The 17599-nt window shown below is 60.8% G+C and carries 16 protein-coding genes and 4 tRNA genes; 13 read left to right on the top strand and 7 right to left on the bottom strand.

Features of this window, described 5'->3' with window-relative positions:
• Window positions 1–387 precede the first annotated feature (387 nt).
• The 4 genes from JKA62_RS01735 (at window position 388) to JKA62_RS01720 (ending at window position 799) form a co-directional block, all read left to right on the top strand.
• Window positions 388–463 (top strand) — tRNA-Glu (locus JKA62_RS01735).
• Between the two features lie 2 nt (window positions 464–465).
• Window positions 466–541, top strand: a tRNA-Gly gene (locus JKA62_RS01730).
• 104 nt (window positions 542–645) lie between these two features.
• Window positions 646–721 (top strand) — tRNA-Glu (locus tag JKA62_RS01725).
• Window positions 722–723: 2 nt separating this feature from the next.
• A tRNA-Gly gene (locus tag JKA62_RS01720) sits at window positions 724–799 on the top strand.
• Window positions 800–924: 125 nt separating this feature from the next.
• Here JKA62_RS01720 and JKA62_RS01715 read toward each other — a convergent pair.
• The 4 genes from JKA62_RS01715 to JKA62_RS01700 form a co-directional block, all read right to left on the bottom strand.
• On the bottom strand, window positions 925–2664 hold the full coding sequence (locus JKA62_RS01715) for a dipeptidase (protein ID WP_201815928.1): 1740 nt from the start codon (window positions 2662–2664) through the stop codon (window positions 925–927).
• 195 nt (window positions 2665–2859) lie between these two features.
• On the bottom strand, window positions 2860–3498 hold the full coding sequence (locus tag JKA62_RS01710) for a LysE family translocator (RefSeq protein WP_201815926.1): 639 nt from the start codon (window positions 3496–3498) through the stop codon (window positions 2860–2862).
• 1 nt (window position 3499) lies between these two features.
• Entirely contained in the window at window positions 3500–4270 is a 771-nt protein-coding gene (locus JKA62_RS01705) for a 2OG-Fe(II) oxygenase (RefSeq protein ID WP_007952184.1), read from the bottom strand.
• A gap of 90 nt (window positions 4271–4360) precedes the next feature.
• Window positions 4361–4987 carry an alanyl-tRNA editing protein gene (locus tag JKA62_RS01700; RefSeq protein WP_201815924.1) on the bottom strand — a complete coding sequence of 209 codons (627 nt, stop codon included), beginning with the start codon at window positions 4985–4987 and terminating at the stop codon, window positions 4361–4363.
• A 90-nt stretch (window positions 4988–5077) separates the two neighbouring features.
• On the opposite strand from JKA62_RS01700, the gene JKA62_RS01695 reads away from it, so the two are divergent.
• Window positions 5078–6073 carry a LysR family transcriptional regulator gene (locus JKA62_RS01695; RefSeq protein WP_201815922.1) on the top strand — a complete coding sequence of 332 codons (996 nt, stop codon included), beginning with the start codon at window positions 5078–5080 and terminating at the stop codon, window positions 6071–6073.
• 57 nt (window positions 6074–6130) lie between these two features.
• Here JKA62_RS01695 and JKA62_RS01690 read toward each other — a convergent pair whose 3' ends face one another.
• Both JKA62_RS01690 and JKA62_RS01685 read right to left on the bottom strand, forming a co-directional pair.
• Window positions 6131–6538: a PA2817 family protein gene (locus JKA62_RS01690; RefSeq protein WP_007950758.1), complete on the bottom strand. Its 408-nt coding sequence runs from the start codon at window positions 6536–6538 to the stop codon at window positions 6131–6133.
• Window positions 6539–6612: 74 nt separating this feature from the next.
• Window positions 6613–9060 carry an acyl-CoA dehydrogenase gene (locus tag JKA62_RS01685; protein ID WP_201815920.1) on the bottom strand — a complete coding sequence of 816 codons (2448 nt, stop codon included), beginning with the start codon at window positions 9058–9060 and terminating at the stop codon, window positions 6613–6615.
• Between the two features lie 251 nt (window positions 9061–9311).
• Between JKA62_RS01685 and JKA62_RS01680 the strand changes: the two genes are divergently transcribed.
• The 4 genes from JKA62_RS01680 (at window position 9312) to JKA62_RS01665 (ending at window position 12480) form a co-directional block, all read left to right on the top strand.
• Window positions 9312–9971, top strand: a complete 660-nt coding sequence (locus tag JKA62_RS01680; RefSeq protein ID WP_201815919.1) for a transglutaminase-like domain-containing protein — start codon at window positions 9312–9314, stop codon at window positions 9969–9971.
• Between the two features lie 43 nt (window positions 9972–10014).
• Entirely contained in the window at window positions 10015–10638 is a 624-nt protein-coding gene (locus JKA62_RS01675; protein WP_041475399.1) for a glutathione S-transferase family protein, read from the top strand.
• 133 nt (window positions 10639–10771) lie between these two features.
• Window positions 10772–11704, top strand: coding sequence for an ABC transporter ATP-binding protein (locus JKA62_RS01670; RefSeq protein WP_201815918.1), 933 nt, complete (start codon window positions 10772–10774; stop codon window positions 11702–11704).
• On the top strand, window positions 11701–12480 hold the full coding sequence (locus JKA62_RS01665) for an ABC transporter permease (protein ID WP_011335453.1): 780 nt from the start codon (window positions 11701–11703) through the stop codon (window positions 12478–12480). Before JKA62_RS01670 ends, JKA62_RS01665 begins: the two co-directional genes overlap by 4 nt.
• Before the next feature lie 54 nt (window positions 12481–12534).
• Here JKA62_RS01665 and JKA62_RS01660 read toward each other — a convergent pair whose 3' ends face one another.
• Window positions 12535–13053: a DUF2062 domain-containing protein gene (locus JKA62_RS01660; protein ID WP_007950764.1), complete on the bottom strand. Its 519-nt coding sequence runs from the start codon at window positions 13051–13053 to the stop codon at window positions 12535–12537.
• A gap of 136 nt (window positions 13054–13189) precedes the next feature.
• Between JKA62_RS01660 and JKA62_RS01655 the strand changes: the two genes are divergently transcribed.
• The 4 genes from JKA62_RS01655 to lpxK all read left to right on the top strand — a co-directional run bounded on the left by JKA62_RS01655 (window position 13190) and on the right by lpxK (window position 17582).
• Complete coding sequence (locus JKA62_RS01655; protein WP_201815916.1) at window positions 13190–15433, top strand: DNA internalization-related competence protein ComEC/Rec2; 2244 nt, start codon at window positions 13190–13192, stop codon at window positions 15431–15433.
• A gap of 78 nt (window positions 15434–15511) precedes the next feature.
• Window positions 15512–16147 (top strand): MotA/TolQ/ExbB proton channel family protein, encoded by a 636-nt coding sequence (locus tag JKA62_RS01650; protein WP_011335450.1) that lies wholly within the window; start codon window positions 15512–15514, stop codon window positions 16145–16147.
• Complete coding sequence (locus JKA62_RS01645; RefSeq protein WP_007950767.1) at window positions 16144–16572, top strand: ExbD/TolR family protein; 429 nt, start codon at window positions 16144–16146, stop codon at window positions 16570–16572. Before JKA62_RS01650 ends, JKA62_RS01645 begins: the two co-directional genes overlap by 4 nt.
• On the top strand, window positions 16572–17582 hold the full coding sequence (lpxK, locus tag JKA62_RS01640) for a tetraacyldisaccharide 4'-kinase (protein WP_011335449.1): 1011 nt from the start codon (window positions 16572–16574) through the stop codon (window positions 17580–17582). The genes JKA62_RS01645 and lpxK overlap by 1 nt, the downstream gene beginning before the upstream one ends.
• The last annotated feature ends 17 nt before the right edge of the window (window positions 17583–17599 follow it).

The following is a 17599-nucleotide window of genomic DNA, read 5'->3' as shown; positions in this document are numbered from 1 at the left end:
AGTGGTGTCACCGGTAAGACCTCTTTATAGGGTTCGCGTGCGAGTGTAGTGGCTTGGCATACAGGAGCCTAGCGCCGCTCGACGGGTTTGGATCGGCGAAGCTGTATCTGTATCGGCCAGGAACCGGCTTATATAAATGCTGGCCCTTGGGGTGCAGATTGCCATCACCTGTGCCGTGGACTATAACGCCTTGGCGAGTGTCGGAATATAGGCGTCAATCGTCGGGCGACGCAAAACCCGGAAACGGTGCGTAAAGCAGGTCGAAGTCATTGATTTAAATAAATTTATATCTGGGGGTTGACGACCTTTCAATCCATCCATAGAATGCGCGCCACTTGCAGCGTAAAGCACACAGCGAAACGCGGCAGGGAGTGAATGTTGTAGTGTGTCCCCTTCGTCTAGTGGCCTAGGACACCGCCCTTTCACGGCGGTAACAGGGGTTCGAGTCCCCTAGGGGACGCCAATGCGGGAATAGCTCAGTTGGTAGAGCACGACCTTGCCAAGGTCGGGGTCGCGAGTTCGAGTCTCGTTTCCCGCTCCAATTTTAAACAGCAACGCTTCAGGGCGGTGCTGAGTGAAACCAGAACCCAATCTTCGGAGATGGATCTGGACACCGAAACACACACCTTGTGTTCCGGGTAGCGTGTCCCCTTCGTCTAGTGGCCTAGGACACCGCCCTTTCACGGCGGTAACAGGGGTTCGAGTCCCCTAGGGGACGCCATTGCGGGAATAGCTCAGTTGGTAGAGCACGACCTTGCCAAGGTCGGGGTCGCGAGTTCGAGTCTCGTTTCCCGCTCCAAATTCACAAAAACGCCGCTCAGTAATGAGCGGCGTTTTTGTTTGTGCATTTTTTGTCAGGCACTAGAAAAGGACCTCGCGGTCCTTTTTTTGTGGGCCCGCCAATCTGGCGGGCCCGACACGCGATCAGAGCTTCGGCAGCTGCCCGATGCGTCCCATCATTTCGGTGACGATCTGCAGGTCCAGCAGGAACTGGTCAACGGTCTTGAACTCGCCGTCGGTGTGACCGGTGTACTTGACCTCAGGTCGTGCCAGGCCGAACTGCACACCGTTGGGCAGTTCATGCACCGAGGTGGCGCCGGCCGAGGTACCGAATTCGTGTTTCATGCCCAGGTTTTCGGTGGCCACGGCCAGCAGCGCCTTGACCCACTCGCCTTCCGGGTTGCGATACATCGGTTCGGCAATCGAGTAGTCGAAGTTCACCGCGACATGGTTTTTCTTGCTCCAGGCCGCCAGTTTGTCGGCGATTTCTGTTTTGAGCACTTCCGGCGACTTGCCCTTCGGTACGCGCAGGTTGACCGCGAGTTTGAAGGTTTTGTCGTCCATGCCGACGTAGGTCAGGGAGGTGGTCAGCGGGCCCATGAAGTCATCGGCGAAACCGACGCCCAGCTTGCCGCCCTTGTAATCCAGGCCCCAGTTGTCGGCGGCGTAGTGCGCAGCGTCGGTGATGTGGTTGTGCTTGAAGGCGATCTTGCCGTCCACGCTGTGGATGAAATCGAGCATGCGAGCGACCGGGTTGACGCCGGACTCTGGCTCGGACGAGTGCGCGGAAACACCGGTGACGGTAAGTTTGACGTCTTTGCCATCGACCTTGGCGTTCACTTCAAAATCGCCGCCATTGCGCTTGGCGTATTCGGTGCCCGCCTTTTGCAGGCTGGCCGCCAGGTCGGCGGGTTTGTCGGTCACCAGCGTGACGACCGAAACCGAAGGGATCTGGTTGGTCGCCAGGCCACCGGTCATCGAGATGAGTTCTGCGCCTTTGCCCTCGGCTTTGCGCTTGGCGAACTTGGCCATGACCGTGCCGTAGCCTTTCTCGGCAATCACTACCGGGTAGCCACCGTCCAGTGCCAGGTTGTACTCCGGCGTTGGGTTGCGTTCGAAGTAGTAAGGAATCGCGTCGCCGGTGGTTTCTTCGGTGGTGTCTACCAGCAGTTTGAAATTGCGCGCCAGTGGCAGCTTCTCTTCCTTGATCACCTTCATGGCATACAGCGTCACGACGATGCCGTTTTTATCGTCCTCGGTGCCGCGGCCGTACATGCGGTCGCCGATCAGCGTGACCTTGAACGGATCAAGTTTGGTGCCGTCCTTAAGCACCCAGTTCTCCGGCGTTACCGGCACCACGTCGGCGTGAGCATGAATGCCGACTACGTCCTTGCCGCTGCCGTCGAGGGAGATTTCGTAGACGCGGTTGTCGATGTTGCGGTAGTTCAGGCCGAAAGACTCGGCCAGATCCTTGATCTTGCCGGCGATCTTGATGAATTCGGGATTGTCGTGCTGGTCGACACCGTCCTTGCGGAAGGTCGGGATTTCCACCAGTTCACGCAGGGTTTCCAGCGCAGCGTTGCCGTACTTCAAGCGTGTGTAGAGGCCGAGCAGGCGATGAATTTCGTTCTGCTGTTCGGTGGTCAGCGTCTTGTTGTCGAGGAAAGCGCTGATGGCTGGACGCAGTTCGTCGGCCTTGCTCAGGTCGTTCTTGGCCAGATCGCCGAGAAACGCTCTGAAATCACTGACCTTTGCCTCATTGAATGTCTTGAGGATGGTCGCGCTCTGCTGCTCGGTAAGGTTGGCGTGGGCTGGCAGTGTGACAGACGAAAGGCTGGCCAGAATCAGCGTCGACGCGGCCAGTTGCTTGAGTGAAAAGTCCATTGCTAAGGGCATTCCTTTGCAGGCAGTGAGTAGGAAGTGTCTGATCGATGCGTCAGACGGTTTCGCAAACTAACACCACCAGCGAGTGATAGGGGAGCCCCCGAAGTGGGACGCGTCGCACAGAAATGCAAAAGCGGCGCAGAATCGAAAAAGCCCGCCCAATCTGTCTGGATCGGGCTTCTCCGATCAATGTGCTTACATCGACAGCACCAGACGCCCGGCAAACAGGATCAGAATCACCCCCATGCTGCGCTCGAACCAGTGGCCCATGCGCATGAACAGCACGCGCACTTTGCTGCTGGAAAAGAACAGCGCGACGATCACGAACCACAACGCATTCACGCCGCACATCCACAACCCGTACAGCGCCTGGATTTGCAGCGGTGTGCTGGCGCTGATGATCGTGGTGAAGATCGCCAGGAAAAACAGCGTGGCCTTGGGGTTGGTGGCGTTGGTCAGGAAACCGGTGGAGAACGCCTTGAACAGCGATTGCTCGACCAGCGGCTCGTCGCTGGTTTTTTCGCCTTCCAGTGCCGTCTTGGGTTTGCTGCGGATCAGGCTGACGCCCAGGTAAAGAATGTAAGCGCCGCCGATCACTTTGGCGACGGTCAGCAGCCAGGGCGTGGTGTGCATCAAGGCACCGACGCCCAGCAGGGTGTACAGCACGTGCACGGAAATTCCCGCGCCGATACCCAATGCCGTGCAGATGCCGACCAGTCGGCCGAAGCGCACACTCTGGCGTATGGTCACGGCGAAGTCCGGTCCGGGAGCGACCACGGCCAGAAAGTGGATGGTGGCCAGCGCCAGAAACTCGCCCAGGTAATTCGATGTCATTTCAGCTCCAGAAAGTCAGGGGTGAAGCATTGCCGCGATAGCCGACAAAAAACGAAAGGCTCAAGCGCGGATCGGCCACGCCCGGCGTGACCGAGTGCATGCGACGCGAATTGAACATGATGAAATCCCCCGGTTCCGGGCGTACTTCGAGGGCGGGAGGGCCGAGCAGCGCCGGGTCGATGCCGTAGCTGTCGCCGCGCATTTCGTCGAAGCGGTCCGGGGAAATGTCGTCTTCCCACATCTGCAATGCGCCGCCTTCGGTTGGCATGTTGAGGTAGACGTTGCAGGCGAACTGCGCCTCTAGGCTGCGGGCCTGAAAACTCTCCGGGGCGTCCTTGGCGAAGATGTCGTGATGGGCGAGGAAGCACACCCCCGGTTTCACTACCCGGGACAGGCCGACGTACATCTTGCGACCGTAGAGGTTTTCCAGGTGGGCACCCGCCGGCCAGGATTCGTCGAGCATGCAACGCAGGGTGTCGACCGGTGACGAATAGGGCGCGCAGCGGTTGCGCAGTTCGGCGATGTTGCTGGTGGCGCGCTCGAAGTAGTCTTCGATCAGCAGCGGCTGGTTTTCCGCCTCGTAGAACGCCATGCCGATGCGGCCGATGCTGGGGGCGTTGATGTAGCCCTCGAAGCCGGGGGCGAGAATCTTGTCGCCAATCTGGATCGCCTGCGCCTGGGGCAGAAAGCCCTTGACGCGGATGGCGAGGACTTCTTCGTTGGCCAGTTTTTTTATGCACGTCTCATCGAGACGCTCGACGTCAAGCATCATGGTGTCAGGTCCATCTATCGAATAGTCAACGGAACCGGCGAATGCGGTTCCCCCGGCGTCGGACGCTGCATCTGGCAGCGCCCGAAATCCTCAATCCACGCTGTAGTGGACGGACAACGTGCCTTTCTTCTGCGAAAGGGACGCGATCGTGACTGTGCCCAGATCCTTCAGGCTGCGTACATGGGTGCCACCGCAGCCATAGGCTGGCAGTTCACCGAAACCGATTTCCCGCGCGCCTTCGCGCAGAGACGTCAGGCGTGGCAGATCGTGCTCGATCCATTGGCCGATGCCGTATTGAACGATTTGTGCATCGACTTCCTGGGCCGAATCACCGGGTTTGAATTGCACCCGGCCTTCGTCCGGCCAGTGGTGTGCCTTGATCGGCATCCAACCCATGGCCTGGACAAAGTGGCCGATCAAATGCCCGGCAGAGTGCATGCGGGTGTTGAAGCGGCGGCGTTCTTCGTCGACGCGAATCTGGGTCATGCCCAGTGGCATCGGTTGATCGACGAAATGAATGATCCGGTCCGGTTCCTGGACGACCCGCAGCACTTGGCTGTCGCCAATCCAGCCGGTGTCACAGGGTTGGCCACCGCCCTGGGGATGAAAAAGCGTGGCGCGCAACACAACGGCGAACTCGTTCTCGTGGGGCGTGCAGTCGAGGACTTCCACATTGGCCTTGAGGTCATCACTATGGAAAAAGAGGCGAAGCGTCATATTCCATGCCCTTATTAAAGTTTCTTTTTTAATTATATGAATCGTGCAATAACGTGATAATCCGTTCAAACATCAAAGGACTGTTGCGCTGTGAGCATAAATCTTCCCCTGCCGCTGCTCGGTGAAATGGCGATTTTCGTCAGGGTCGTCGAGACCGGCAGCTTCTCCGAAGCCGCTCGCCAATTGGGTTCATCGCCGTCGGCAGTCAGCCGCAGCATTTCCCGGCTGGAGAAGGCGCTGGCTACGCGGCTGCTGCAACGCACCACGCGCAAACTGCGCTTGAGCGATGGCGGGGAAGAGGTGTTCAAGCGTTGCCAGGAAATGGTCAGCGCGGCGAAGTCGGTGATGGAGATCAGCGGCCAGTTCACCCACGAAGCCGAAGGACTGGTGCGGGTCAGTGTGCCGAAAGCGGTGGGGCGTTTCGTGATTCATCCGCACATGCCGGAGTTTCTGCGGCTCTATCCGAAGGTCGATGTGGAGCTGTTGCTGGAAGACCGCCAGGTGGATCTGATCGACGACCATGTCGATCTGGCCATTCGCATCACGGATCGCCCACCGGCCGGACTGGTGGGGCGACAACTGCTGACCATCGACCATTTGCTCTGCGCCACGCCGCAGTATCTGGCCGAGCACGGGACTCCAACTCATCCCCACGACTTGCTCAACCACAGTTGCATTTACCTGGGCGAAACCCCGAGCGATGCGCGCTGGAAATTCAAGAAAGGCACCAAAGCCGTCACCGTCGGCGTGCGCGGCCGGTATGCGGCCAATCACACCGGCGTTCGTCTGGGTGCGGTGTTGCAGCACATCGGCATTGGCAGCCTGCCGTATTTCACCGCGCGTTATGCCCTGGAGCAGGGGCTGATCGTGCAGGTGTTGCCGGACTGGACGTTCCTGGCGTCGTACCACGGCGGATTGTGGTTACTGCACTCGCCGACGCGCTATCTGCCGCCGAAGTTGCGTGTGTTCATCGACTATCTGGTGGAGTGCCTGGAGAAAGAGCCGACCCTGAGCAAACCGGGAAAGTCTGGCGGTGCAAAACCGTTGGCCGAGTACGAATTGCCCGAGAGTGAAGGGTTGCTTTGACCTGATAAAAAAAGGCCCGCATGGATCACCATGCGGGCCTTTTTTATCGGGCGAAAATCAGTGCTTGCTGTCCTGGGCGGACATCGCCAACAGCTGTTTTTCCTGGTTCCAGTCGAACGGTTCGTCGTTCTGTTCGGCTTCGTAGCGGCGTTCTTCCAGCGCCTGATACATGTCGATTTCTTCGTCGGACAGGTAATGCAGGCAGTCGCCGGCGAAGAACCACAGCAGATCCCGCGGGATCAGGTGGGCAATTTGCGGGTAACGGGTAATCACTTGAGTCAGGATGTCCTGGCCCAGGTATTGGCTTTCGATCGGCTCGATCGGCAGGGATGCCAGCAGTTCGTCGAAACGCTCCAGGAACAGGGCATGGCTTTCTTCGGGAACCTGATCGGCCTCACCTACGGCGACCAGGATACTGCGCAGGTGGTCGAGCAAAACCAGATGATCGGCAACGACGTTGGACACGAGATAAGTCCTCAAGAGCAAAACGGGCGCGGGAGTATAAAGCCCCTGCGCCCGTTTTTCACTGATTGAAGGGATCAGCGGATTTTGCCGTCCGCCGGTTTCAGTTGCTCCTTGTCGAAATCATCGACATCGATCACCTTGCGCCGCGCCGCTTCGGCATCACGCAGGGTCTGGGCTTCCACGGCCTGCAACACCCCGGCCTCCAGTGCGGCATCGATGGCGTGTTCGCCGGCAACCGGTTTGACCTGACCGCTCTTGAGCGACGTGTGCAGCTTTTTGTGCAGCGGTTGCGCAGCGTTCAACTGATCGCAGGCGTGTTGCAGAGCACCGACCGCATCGTCGGCCGATTGCGGGCGATAGCAGCCGGCAAGCAGTTCTTCCAGCGCCGGATCGCCCTTGGCCCGGCCGATGACCGCAGCCACTTCGGCGCCGAGTCTGTCCGACGGGCCTTTGTGACGGCGACCGAACGGGAACACGATCACGCGCAGCAGGCAGCCAAAGACCCGGTTCGGGAAGTTGGTCAGCAGTTCATCCAACGCTTTTTCCGACTGGCCGAGGCTTTCTTCCATGGCCCATCGGAACAGCGGTTCCATGTACGCCGGGGAATCGAGGTCGTGGTAACGCTTGAGCGCCGCCGAGGCCAGATACAGGTTGCTCAGCACATCACCTAGACGCGCCGACAAACGCTCGCGCCGTTTCAGCTCGCCACCCAGCAGCATCATGCTCAGGTCGGCGAGCATGGCAAACGCGGCAGCCTGACGGTTGAGAGCGCGGAAGTAACCTTGGCTGAGCTTGTCTCCCGGTGCATGTTCGAAATGACCGAAGCCGAGGTTCAGCATCAGCGTGCTGGCGGCGTTGCTCACGGCAAATCCGATGTGCTTGAGCAGCAGGCCATCGAATTCCTTGAGCGCCTGGTCCTTGTCCTCGCGTCCGGCGAGGGCCATTTCCTTGAGCACGAACGGATGGCAGCGGATGGCGCCCTGGCCGAAGATCATCAGGTTGCGCGAAAGAATGTTCGCGCCTTCCACGGTGATGAAGATCGGCGCGCCGTTCCAGCTGCGGCCCAGGTAGTTGTTCGGGCCCATGATGATCGCCTTGCCGCCGTGCACGTCCATGGCGTGGCTGATGCACTCGCGACCGCGTTCGGTGAGGTGATATTTGAGGATCGCCGACAGCACAGAAGGTTTCTCGCCCAGATCCACCGCATTGGCAGTCAGCATCCGTGCGGCGTCCATCATCCAGGCGTTGCCGCCGATCCGCGCCATGGCTTCCTGAATGCCTTCGAACGCTGACAGTGGCACGTTGAACTGCTCGCGAATCTGCGCGTATTGCCCGGTCACCAGACTGGTGAACTTGGCCGCGCCGGTACCCACTGCCGGCAGCGAGATCGAACGCCCGACCGACAGGCAGTTCATCAGCATCATCCAGCCTTTGCCGAGCATGTCCTGGCCGCCGATGAGGTAGTCCAGCGGGATGAACACGTCCTTGCCGGAGTTGGGGCCGTTCATGAACGCGGCGCCCAGCGGCAGGTGGCGGCGACCGATTTCCACGCCGGGAGTATCGGTCGGGATCAGCGCGAGGCTGATGCCGAGGTCTTCTTTGTCGCCGAGCAGGTGATCCGGGTCATAGGCCTTGAAGGCCAGGCCGAGCAAGGTCGCGACCGGGCCGAGGGTGATGTAGCGTTTTTCCCAGTTCAGGCGCAGGCCGAGGGTTTCCTGGCCTTCCCATACGCCTTTGCAGATGATCCCGGTGTCGGGCATGGCGCCCGCGTCTGAACCGGCGAGCGGGCCGGTCAGCGCAAAGCACGGAATATCGTCGCCCCGGGCCAGCCGTGGCAGGTAATGATTGCGTTGTTCGTCGGTGCCGTAATGCAGCAGCAGTTCGGCCGGGCCGAGGGAGTTGGGCACCATCACGGTGGAGGCGAGGTCGCCGCTGCGGGTCGCCAGTTTCATCGCCACCTGGGAGTGGGCGTAGGCGGAAAAACCCTTGCCGCCGAACTCCTTGGGAATGATCAGGGCGAAGAAATCGTGTTCCTTGATGTGGGTCCAGGCTTCGGCCGGCAAGTCCATCGACTGGCCGATCTGCCAGTCGGTGACCATCGCGCAGAGTTCTTCGGTCGGGCCGTCGATGAACGCCTGTTCCTCTTCGCTCAGTTGCACCTTGGGATAGGACAGCAGCTTGTCCCAGTCCGGGCGGCCGCTGAACAGTTCGCCGTCCCACCACACCGTGCCGGCGTCGATCGCGTCGCGTTCGGTCTGCGACATCGGTGGCAGGGTTTTCTGGAACCAGCTGAACAGCGGCGCGGTGAAGTGTTTGCGGCGCAGGTCAGGCAGCAGCAGCGGGGCGGCCACCAGGGCCAATACGACCCAGAAAATCAGCAGCAACCAGCCCGGTGCGTGGCTGAAAATCCCCATCGCCAACAGGTAAGCGGCCACGATGCCCAGTGCCGGCAGCGGGGCGATGCGCCGATGGGCCAGATACGCCACGCCGACGATCAGAACCAGTATCCACAACAACAGCATATTTAATCCTCCGTGAACCAGGGCGACGAACCGACCCACCAGAGCTTAGACGGCATCTGCAAAACGGGGCGGTCAGAGCAAGGTGATTGAAATCGTGGGAAACCCCGGATGTCTTTTGTAGGTTCGGTGGGCAACACGCGTGGGAAATCGTTCGCAGCTTCCGCGTCTTTGCGTGCATGTTTGGCCGAAACGTCGTTATCTCTGTGCTGAACCTCTCGCTAGACTCGGGGCTCAATCAGGAGAATGTCGTCATGCACGAGTATCTGAGCCCCGGCCGCTTCATCGATAGTGACCACCCCTCGGTGGTGGAGTTCGCCGAGCAGCACCGTGGTGCTAGTCGCGATCGGCTCGCGCAGGCGATCAGTCTTTATTACGCAGTGCGCGAGGCGGTGCGTTACAACATGTACACCTTCAGCCGCGACCCGCAGACCTTGCGCGGCAGCTACGCGCTGGCGGCGGGTGAAAGTTATTGCGTGCCCAAGGCCACGTTGCTCGCCGGTTGCGCGCGCCATTGCGGGATCCCCGCGCGCATCGGTCTGGCGGATGTGAAAAATCATCTGTCGACGCCGCGTCTGCTTGAACTGCTGAGAAGCGAAGTGTTCGCCATGCATGGTTATACTGAGCTGTTTCTCAATGATCGCTGGGTCAAAGCCACCCCCGCGTTCAACCAGAAGCTCTGCGAAATGTTCAACGTTGCACCGCTGGAATTCGACGGCATGAACGACAGCGTTTTCCACCCGTACAACAGCGATGGCGCGCTGCTGATGGAGTACCTCGTCGATCACGGCCAGTTCGCTGATGTACCGGAATCTTTTTTCTTCGAACATCTGCAGAAATGTTATCCGCACCTGTTCAACGATCAGCAGACGCCCCTGTCCAGTGACATGCGCGGTGATGTCGGCCGCTTCTGATCCGGCGTATGCTGCCTGCCCATTTACTGGAAAAGAGGCGGACATGCTGAAGATCTGGGGTCGCAAGAATTCGTCGAATGTCAGAAAACCGTTGTGGGCGGCCGAAGAGCTCGGGCTGGCCTACGAGGCCATCGATGCCGGTGGCGCGTTTGGTGTGGTCGACACGCCGGAGTATCGGGCGATGAACCCGAACGGGCGGGTGCCGGTGATTCAGGACGACGGTTTCGTGTTGTGGGAATCGAATGCCATCGTGCGTTACCTGCTGGCAAAACATGCGGCCGATACCTCGTGGTACCCGGCGGATCCGCAGACCCGCGCCACCGCCGACAAGTGGATGGACTGGACGACTTCCAGTTTCGCAGGGCCGTTTCGCACGGTGTTCTGGGGCGTTTTGCGTACCCCGGCAGACAAGCAGGACTGGCCGGCAATCCATGCGGCGATCAAGGAGTGCGACAGCTTGCTGGCGATGGCCGATCAGGCGCTGAAGCACCAGCCGTATCTGTCCGGGAGTGAAATCGGCATGGGCGATATCCCGCTCGGCAGTTTCATTTATGCCTGGTTCGAGATGCCGATCGAGCGCGCGCCACAGCCCAATCTCGAAGCCTGGTACGCGCGGTTGAAGCAGCGTCCGGCGTATCAGAAAGCCGTCATGACCGCGTTGACTTAATACCTACTATCGACACACTTGACTGTACTTGTGCGGCGACGGCAAGCACCATTGCGCTCGAGCGCTGCGGTTGTCTTCCTCGCCGCCGGCTTTTTATCAGTCCTTTTTTCCTTACTGGGTGCGTAAATCCGATATGAGTTCCGCTCTGTCCATCCGGCAGCTAACCAAAACCTACGGCAACGGGTTCCAGGCCTTGAGTGGTATCGATCTGGACGTCGCCGAAGGTGACTTCTTCGCCTTGCTCGGCCCCAACGGCGCCGGCAAATCCACGACCATCGGCATTCTCTCGACCCTGGTCAACAAGACCAGCGGCACCGTGAACATCTTCGGCCACGACCTGGACAAGAACCCGGCGGCGCTCAAGCGCTCCATCGGCGTGGTGCCCCAGGAGTTCAACTTCAACCAGTTCGAAAAGACTTTCGACATCGTCGTGACCCAGGCGGGTTACTACGGCATTCCGGCGAAGGTCGCCAAGGAACGCGCCGAGCAATACCTGACCCAGCTCGGTCTTTGGGACAAGCGCGATGTGCCGTCGCGTTCGCTGTCCGGCGGCATGAAGCGTCGCTTGATGATCGCGCGGGCGCTGGTGCATGAACCGCGTCTGTTGATCCTCGATGAACCGACCGCCGGCGTCGACATCGAACTGCGTCGCTCGATGTGGACGTTCCTCACCGAACTGAACCAGAAAGGCATCACCATCATCCTCACCACGCACTATCTGGAAGAGGCTGAGCAGTTGTGCCGCAACATCGGAATCATCGACCACGGCACCATTGTCGAGAACACCAGCATGCGTCAGCTGCTCGGCCAGTTGCATGTGGAGACCTTCCTGCTGGACCTGAAGAACGACCTGAGTGCCGCGCCGCAACTGGCGGGTTATCCAGCGCGTCTGCTGGACGGCCATACCCTGGAAGTCCAGGTCGACAAGTCCGTGGGCATTACCGCGCTGTTCGGCCAACTGGCCCTGCAGAACATCGAAGTGCTGAGCCTGCGCAATAAAACCAATCGCCTCGAGGAGCTGTTCGTGTCCCTGGTGGAGAAAAATCTGTCGAAGGTGGCGGTATGAGTTCCGAGCTGCGCCCCAACCTCGTTGCCCTCAACACCATCGTTTACCGCGAAGTCAGACGCTTCACCCGGATCTGGCCGCAGACCCTGCTGCCGCCGGCGATCACCATGGTTTTGTACTTCGTGATCTTCGGTAACCTGATCGGCCGGCAGATCGGCGACATGGGTGGCTTCACCTACATGGAGTACATCGTGCCGGGTCTGATCATGATGTCGGTGATCACCAACTCCTACGGCAACGTGGTGTCGAGCTTCTTCGGCAGCAAGTTCCAGCGCTCCATCGAAGAACTGATGGTGTCGCCGGTGTCGCCGCACACGATCCTGATCGGTTACACGATCGGTGGCGTCTTGCGAGGCCTGATGGTGGGTGTGATCGTGACGATTCTGTCGTTGTTCTTCACCCATTTGCAGGTACACCACCTCGGTGTCACGGTGCTGGTGGTGGTGCTGACGGCAACGATCTTCTCATTGCTGGGTTTCATCAACGCGGTGTTTGCGCGCAACTTCGATGACATCTCGATCATCCCGACCTTCGTGCTGACCCCGCTGACCTACCTCGGTGGCGTGTTCTATTCGATCACCTTGCTGCCGCCGTTCTGGCAGACCGTGTCGCTGGCCAACCCGGTGCTGCATATGGTCAACGCCTTCCGTTACGGCATCCTCGGTGTGTCGGACATTCGCATCGGTATCGCGATCACCTTCATGCTGGTGGCGACCGTGGTGCTGTATTTCGGTTGTGCGCGGCTGCTGGTGAGCGGGCGCGGCATGCGCACCTGATCCCTTCAATGCTGCAATGAAAAACGGCCTCCCACAGTGGAGGCCGTTTTGCATTCACGCCTGACGTCTTTTCTTGCGTCGCGCCCATTGCCGGGCCACCCACCAGCGCCAGTACATCATCACCAGACAATAGGCGAGGGCGCCCAGTGCCAGCCCGACCACCACCGAACCCAGCAGGAACGGTTGCCACAAGGTCGAGAGCTCGCCGCTGATCCATTCCCAGGTCAATTCGTCTGGGAGCGTGCGGGCGGGCACATCCATCAGCCAGGCCCCGGCCTGATACGTGCAGAAGAACACCGCCGGCATGGTGATCGGATTGGTCAGCCAGACCAGACTGACGGCAATCGGCATGTTGCCGCGCACCATGATCGCGAGGACGGCGGCCACCAGCATTTGCGCGGGAATCGGCAGGAACGCGGCGAACAGGCCAACGGCCATGGCGCGGGCCACCGAGTGACGGTTGAGGTGCCAGAGGTTCGGGTCATGCAGCAACGTACCGAGAAAGCGTAAGGATTTGTGTTCCCTGATGCTCGTCGGGTCGGGCATGTAACGTTTGAATAAGCGCCGGGGCATAAGGCTTCTCGGTCGGTTAAGGCGGCAAGTATGTCTGGATTCTACGAACCGCCCATTCAGACTTTGTGACAATTGATAACGACGCCCTTGCCCCGCAACCGCTATGCCTGAGGGTGGGACTCTCAAGGACGGGCTTATGCGCACAGGGATGATGGCGCTGGCGGTCGGTCTGCTGGCTCCGGTTTTTTTACCGGCCTTGCCGCCGGTCGGGTTATTGCTGCTGTTGCCGTGGGTGGCGCTGATGCTGCTGCCGTTTCGCAGCTATCCACTGGCTTTTTTACTGCTTGGATTCACATGGGCGAGTTTCAACGCGCAGTTGGCGTTGAATGATCGACTGCCTTCCCGGCTGGATGGCGAAACGCGCTGGGTGGAAGGACGGGTCGTCGGCTTGCCGCAGAATGCCGAGGGCGTCGTGCGCTTCGAACTGGCCGATGCGCGCTCGCGTCACGAGAAACTGCCGTCGCTGATGCGTCTGGCGTGGTACGCCGGGCCTGAGATCAAAAGTGGCGAACGCTGGCGACTGGCGGTCAAGCTCAAGCGTCCCGGCGGCCTGCTCAATCCGGATGCGTTCGATTACGAAGCCTGGCTGCTGGCGCAGCGCATCGGTGCCACCGGGACGGTGAAAGATGGCCAGCGTCTGGCGCCGGCGCAGTGGGCCTGGCGCGACAGTATTCGCCAGCGCCTGCTTGCGGTGGATGCCCAGGGACGTAACGGCGCCCTGGCTGCGTTGGTCCTCGGTGATGGTTCGGGTCTCGGCCGCGAAGACTGGCAGATATTGCAGGACACCGGCACCGTGCATCTGCTGGTGATTTCCGGTCAGCACATCGGGCTGTTGGCTGCGTTGATGTATGCGCTGGTCGTCGGGCTGGTGCGGGTCGGGATCTGGCCGTTGCGTTGGCCCTGGCTGCCCTGGGCGTGTGGTCTGGCGTTCGCGGCGGCGCTGGGTTACGGACTGCTGGCCGGGTTCGACGTGCCGGTACGGCGAGCCTGCGTGATGGTTGCGCTGGTGCTGTTGTGGCGTTTGCGCTTCCGCCACCTCGGCGCATGGTGGCCATTGCTGTTGGCGTTCGACGGCGTGTTGTTGATGGATCCGCTGGCCAGCCTGCGCCCGGGGTTGTGGCTGTCGTTCGTGGCGGTGGCTGTGTTGATCTTCACCTTCGGCGGCCGTCTGGGGCCGTGGCGCTGGTGGCAGACCTGGACGCGCGCGCAGTGGCTGATCGCGATTGGTTTGTGCCCGGTGCTGCTGGCGCTGAGCCTGCCGATCAGTCTCAGCGGGCCGCTGGCCAATCTGCTGGCGGTGCCATGGGTCAGTTTTGCGGTGCTGCCGCCAGCGTTGCTGGGCACATTGTTGCTGCCGATCCCTTATGTCGGGGAAGGGCTGCTGTGGCTGGCGGGCGGACTGATCGATGGATTGTTCCGGGCGCTGGCCCTGATTGCCGGGCGGTGGCCGGCGTGGATTGCGGCGTCGATGCCGGGATGGGTTCTGGCGCTGGGTTGCATCGGTGCACTGCTGTTATTGCTGCCCCGAGGCGTACCCCTGCGCCTCTTAGGCTGGCCATTGCTGCTGGTGCTGGCATTTCCGCCTCGGGAACGCCTGTCCGAAGGCGTGGCCGATGTCTGGCAACTGGACGTCGGTCAGGGCCTGGCGATTCTGATCCGCACCCGGCATCACACCTTGCTGTACGACAGTGGCCCGCGTTTCGGCGACTTCGACCTCGGCGAGCGAGTGGTGCTGCCGGCATTGCGCAAACTGGGCGTGGAACACCTCGACCTGATGCTGCTCAGCCATGCCGATGCCGATCATGCAGGTGGCGCACTCGCGGTGGCGAAAGGATTGCCGGTCAGTCGGGTCATCAGCGGCGATCCGTCGGGGCTAGCCGAAGCGCTGAACGCCGAGGCTTGTGAAAGTGGTCGGCAATGGCAGTGGGACGGCGTGGCCTTTCATCTATGGCAGTGGACCGACGCCCATGACAGCAACCAGCGTTCCTGCGTGTTGCAGATCGAAGCCAATGGCGAACGGTTGCTGCTGAGCGGTGACATCGACAGCGCCGCCGAACGGGACCTGCTCAACAGCGCACTGGCAGTTCATACCCAATGGCTACAAGCCCCGCACCATGGCAGCCGCAGTTCTTCGTCGATGGCCTTGCTCAAGGCTTTGCAGCCACAGGCCGTGCTGATTTCCCGAGGGCAGGGCAATTCGTTCGGCCACCCGCACCCGACGGTCATCGCCCGCTACCGCAAACAGGGCATACAAATCCATGACAGCGCCGAGCAGGGTGCCATTCATCTGCAACTGGGGCGGTTTCAGCCGGCCCGGTCGATGCGTCAACAACGCCGGTTCTGGCGCGACCCGCCGTTGCCGGGGGCGAAGTACCGTTGAGCACGGTCGTCGGGGCGACGAGTCTTTATCGCGAACCGGTATGGTAAAGTGGCGCACTTTTTCGAGGGGGCTGTCACTGTGTGGGAATTGGTCAAATCCGGCGGCTGGATGATGTTGCCGATCATTCTGAGTTCCATCGCCGCCATGGCGATCGTCGCCGAGCGCCTGTGGACCCTGCGCGCCAGTCGCGTCACCCCTGAGCATCTGCTGGGTCAGGTCTGGGTCTGGATCAAGGACAAGCAGCTCAACAAGGAAAAACTCAAGGAATTGCGCGCCAACTCGCCGCTGGGTGAAATCCTCGCCGCGGGCCTCGCCAACTCCAAGCATGGTCGCGAGATCATGAAAGAGTGCATTGAAGAAGCCGCCGCCCGGGTCATCCACGAGCTGGAACGCTACGTCAACGCGCTGGGCACCATCGCTGCCATGTCGCCGCTGCTGGGTCTGCTGGGTACGGTGCTGGGCATGATCGACATCTTCAGTGCCTTCACCGGCGCCGGCATGACCACCAACGCTTCGGTCCTGGCCGGCGGTATTTCCAAGGCCCTGATCACCACCGCAGCGGGCCTGATGGTCGGTATTCCGGCGGTGTTCTTCCACCGTTTCCTGCAACGCCGCATCGATGAACTGGTGGTGGGCATGGAACAGGAAGCGATCAAACTGGTGGAAGTGGTGCAGGGCGACCGTGACGTCGATCTGGCCGGGGGCAAAGCGTGAAATTCCGTCGCAAGCCCCGGGAAACCATCGACATCAACCTCGCGTCGCTGATTGACGTGGTGTTCATCCTGTTGCTGTTTTTCGTCGTGACCACCACCTTCACCCGCGAAACCCAGTTGCGCGTCGATCTGCCGGAAGCGGTCAGCGGTTCGCCGGCCGAGGATCAGCAGGTCAAGCAACTGGACGTGGCCATCAGCGCCGAAGGCGTGTTCTCGGTGAACAACAAGATTCTGCCGAAGAACGATCTGGCGACCCTGATGGAAGCCATGCAGAAAGAAGCCAACGGCGACACCAATATGCCGTTGTCAATCAGTGCTGACGGCAAGACTCAGCACCAATCCGTGATCACCGCCATGGACGCGGCCGGCAAGCTCGGTTTCAGCCATCTGCGCATGACCACGGTCGAGGCGGCGCCCAAATCCTGATGGCCATGTCCGATCGTCTGCTCGCCGCGTGGTACCACGGGCACCCGGCCCTGACGCTGTTGCGGCCGTTGGAGTGGCTGTACCGCCGCGTCGTGGCCGGCAAGCGTCAGCGTTTTCTCGACGGCGAAGGTGAGATCTATCAGTCACCGGTGCCGGTGATCGTGGTTGGCAATATCACCGTTGGCGGCACCGGCAAGACGCCGATGATCCTGTGGTTGATCGAGCACTGCCGACGCCACGGGCTGCGGGTCGGTGTGGTCAGTCGTGGTTACGGCGCCAAACCGGCGCAACTGCCATGGCGAGTCCAAGCCGATCAGACTGCCGACATCGCCGGCGACGAACCACTGCTGATCGTGCAGCGCACCGGCGTACCGCTGATGATCGACCCCGATCGCAGCGCCGCCGTCAGAGCCCTGCTGGACAGCGAGCCGCTGGACCTGATCCTGTCCGATGACGGCATGCAGCATTACCGCCTCGCGCGGGATCTGGAACTGGTGCTGATCGACGCCGCCCGAGGGCTTGGCAACCGGCGCTGTCTGCCCGCCGGCCCCCTGCGCGAACCGGCAGAGCGCCTGCAAAGCGTTGACGGTGTGCTGTTCAACGGCGCCCTTGAGGACCGCGACGGCGGATTCGCTTTCCGCCTCAAGCCGTCGGCGCTGGTCAATCTGCGCAGCGGCGAACGCCGGCCGCTCGATCATTTTCCGCCCGGTCAGGCCGTGCACGCGGTAGCCGGGATCGGCAATCCGCAACGTTTCTTCAATACCCTCGAAGCGCTAGACTGGCGGCCTGTGCCCCACGCGTTTGCCGACCACGCCGAATACAGCGTGCAGGCCTTGAGTTTCACGCCGTCATTGCCAGTGGTGATGACTGAGAAGGACGCGGTGAAGTGCCGTGCCTTCGCCGCCGACGACTGGTGGTATCTGACGGTCGATGCCGTGCCGTCGCCGGCCTTCGTGGCCTGGTTCGACACGCAGTTGATGCGCCTGTTGCCGGATCGTCTTTTGCCTTAATCCGTTTTTATCCAGGG

Origin of the sequence: Pseudomonas sp. B7, assembly GCF_016735645.1 — a bacterium.
Classification (GTDB): Bacteria; Pseudomonadota; Gammaproteobacteria; order Pseudomonadales; family Pseudomonadaceae; genus Aquipseudomonas; species Aquipseudomonas glycinae.
This window is presented reverse-complemented; position numbering and strand designations above follow the sequence as displayed.

Excerpts from the sequence above, each read along its gene's own strand:
- JKA62_RS01715 (WP_201815928.1), bottom strand. The coding sequence starts at position 2,664 with ATGGACTTTTCACTCAAGCAACTGGCCGCGTCGACGCTGATTCTGGCC.
- JKA62_RS01710 (WP_201815926.1), bottom strand. The coding sequence starts at position 3,498 with ATGACATCGAATTACCTGGGCGAGTTTCTGGCGCTGGCCACCATCCAC.
- JKA62_RS01705 (WP_007952184.1), bottom strand. The coding sequence starts at position 4,270 with ATGATGCTTGACGTCGAGCGTCTCGATGAGACGTGCATAAAAAAACTG.
- JKA62_RS01700 (WP_201815924.1), bottom strand. The coding sequence starts at position 4,987 with ATGACGCTTCGCCTCTTTTTCCATAGTGATGACCTCAAGGCCAATGTG.
- JKA62_RS01685 (WP_201815920.1), bottom strand. The coding sequence starts at position 9,060 with ATGCTGTTGTTGTGGATACTGGTTCTGATCGTCGGCGTGGCGTATCTG.
- JKA62_RS01680 (WP_201815919.1), top strand. The coding sequence starts at position 9,312 with ATGCACGAGTATCTGAGCCCCGGCCGCTTCATCGATAGTGACCACCCC.
- JKA62_RS01675 (WP_041475399.1), top strand. The coding sequence starts at position 10,015 with ATGCTGAAGATCTGGGGTCGCAAGAATTCGTCGAATGTCAGAAAACCG.
- JKA62_RS01670 (WP_201815918.1), top strand. The coding sequence starts at position 10,772 with ATGAGTTCCGCTCTGTCCATCCGGCAGCTAACCAAAACCTACGGCAAC.
- JKA62_RS01665 (WP_011335453.1), top strand. The coding sequence starts at position 11,701 with ATGAGTTCCGAGCTGCGCCCCAACCTCGTTGCCCTCAACACCATCGTT.
- JKA62_RS01660 (WP_007950764.1), bottom strand. The coding sequence starts at position 13,053 with ATGCCCCGGCGCTTATTCAAACGTTACATGCCCGACCCGACGAGCATC.
- JKA62_RS01655 (WP_201815916.1), top strand. The coding sequence starts at position 13,190 with ATGCGCACAGGGATGATGGCGCTGGCGGTCGGTCTGCTGGCTCCGGTT.
- lpxK (WP_011335449.1), top strand. The coding sequence starts at position 16,572 with ATGGCCATGTCCGATCGTCTGCTCGCCGCGTGGTACCACGGGCACCCG.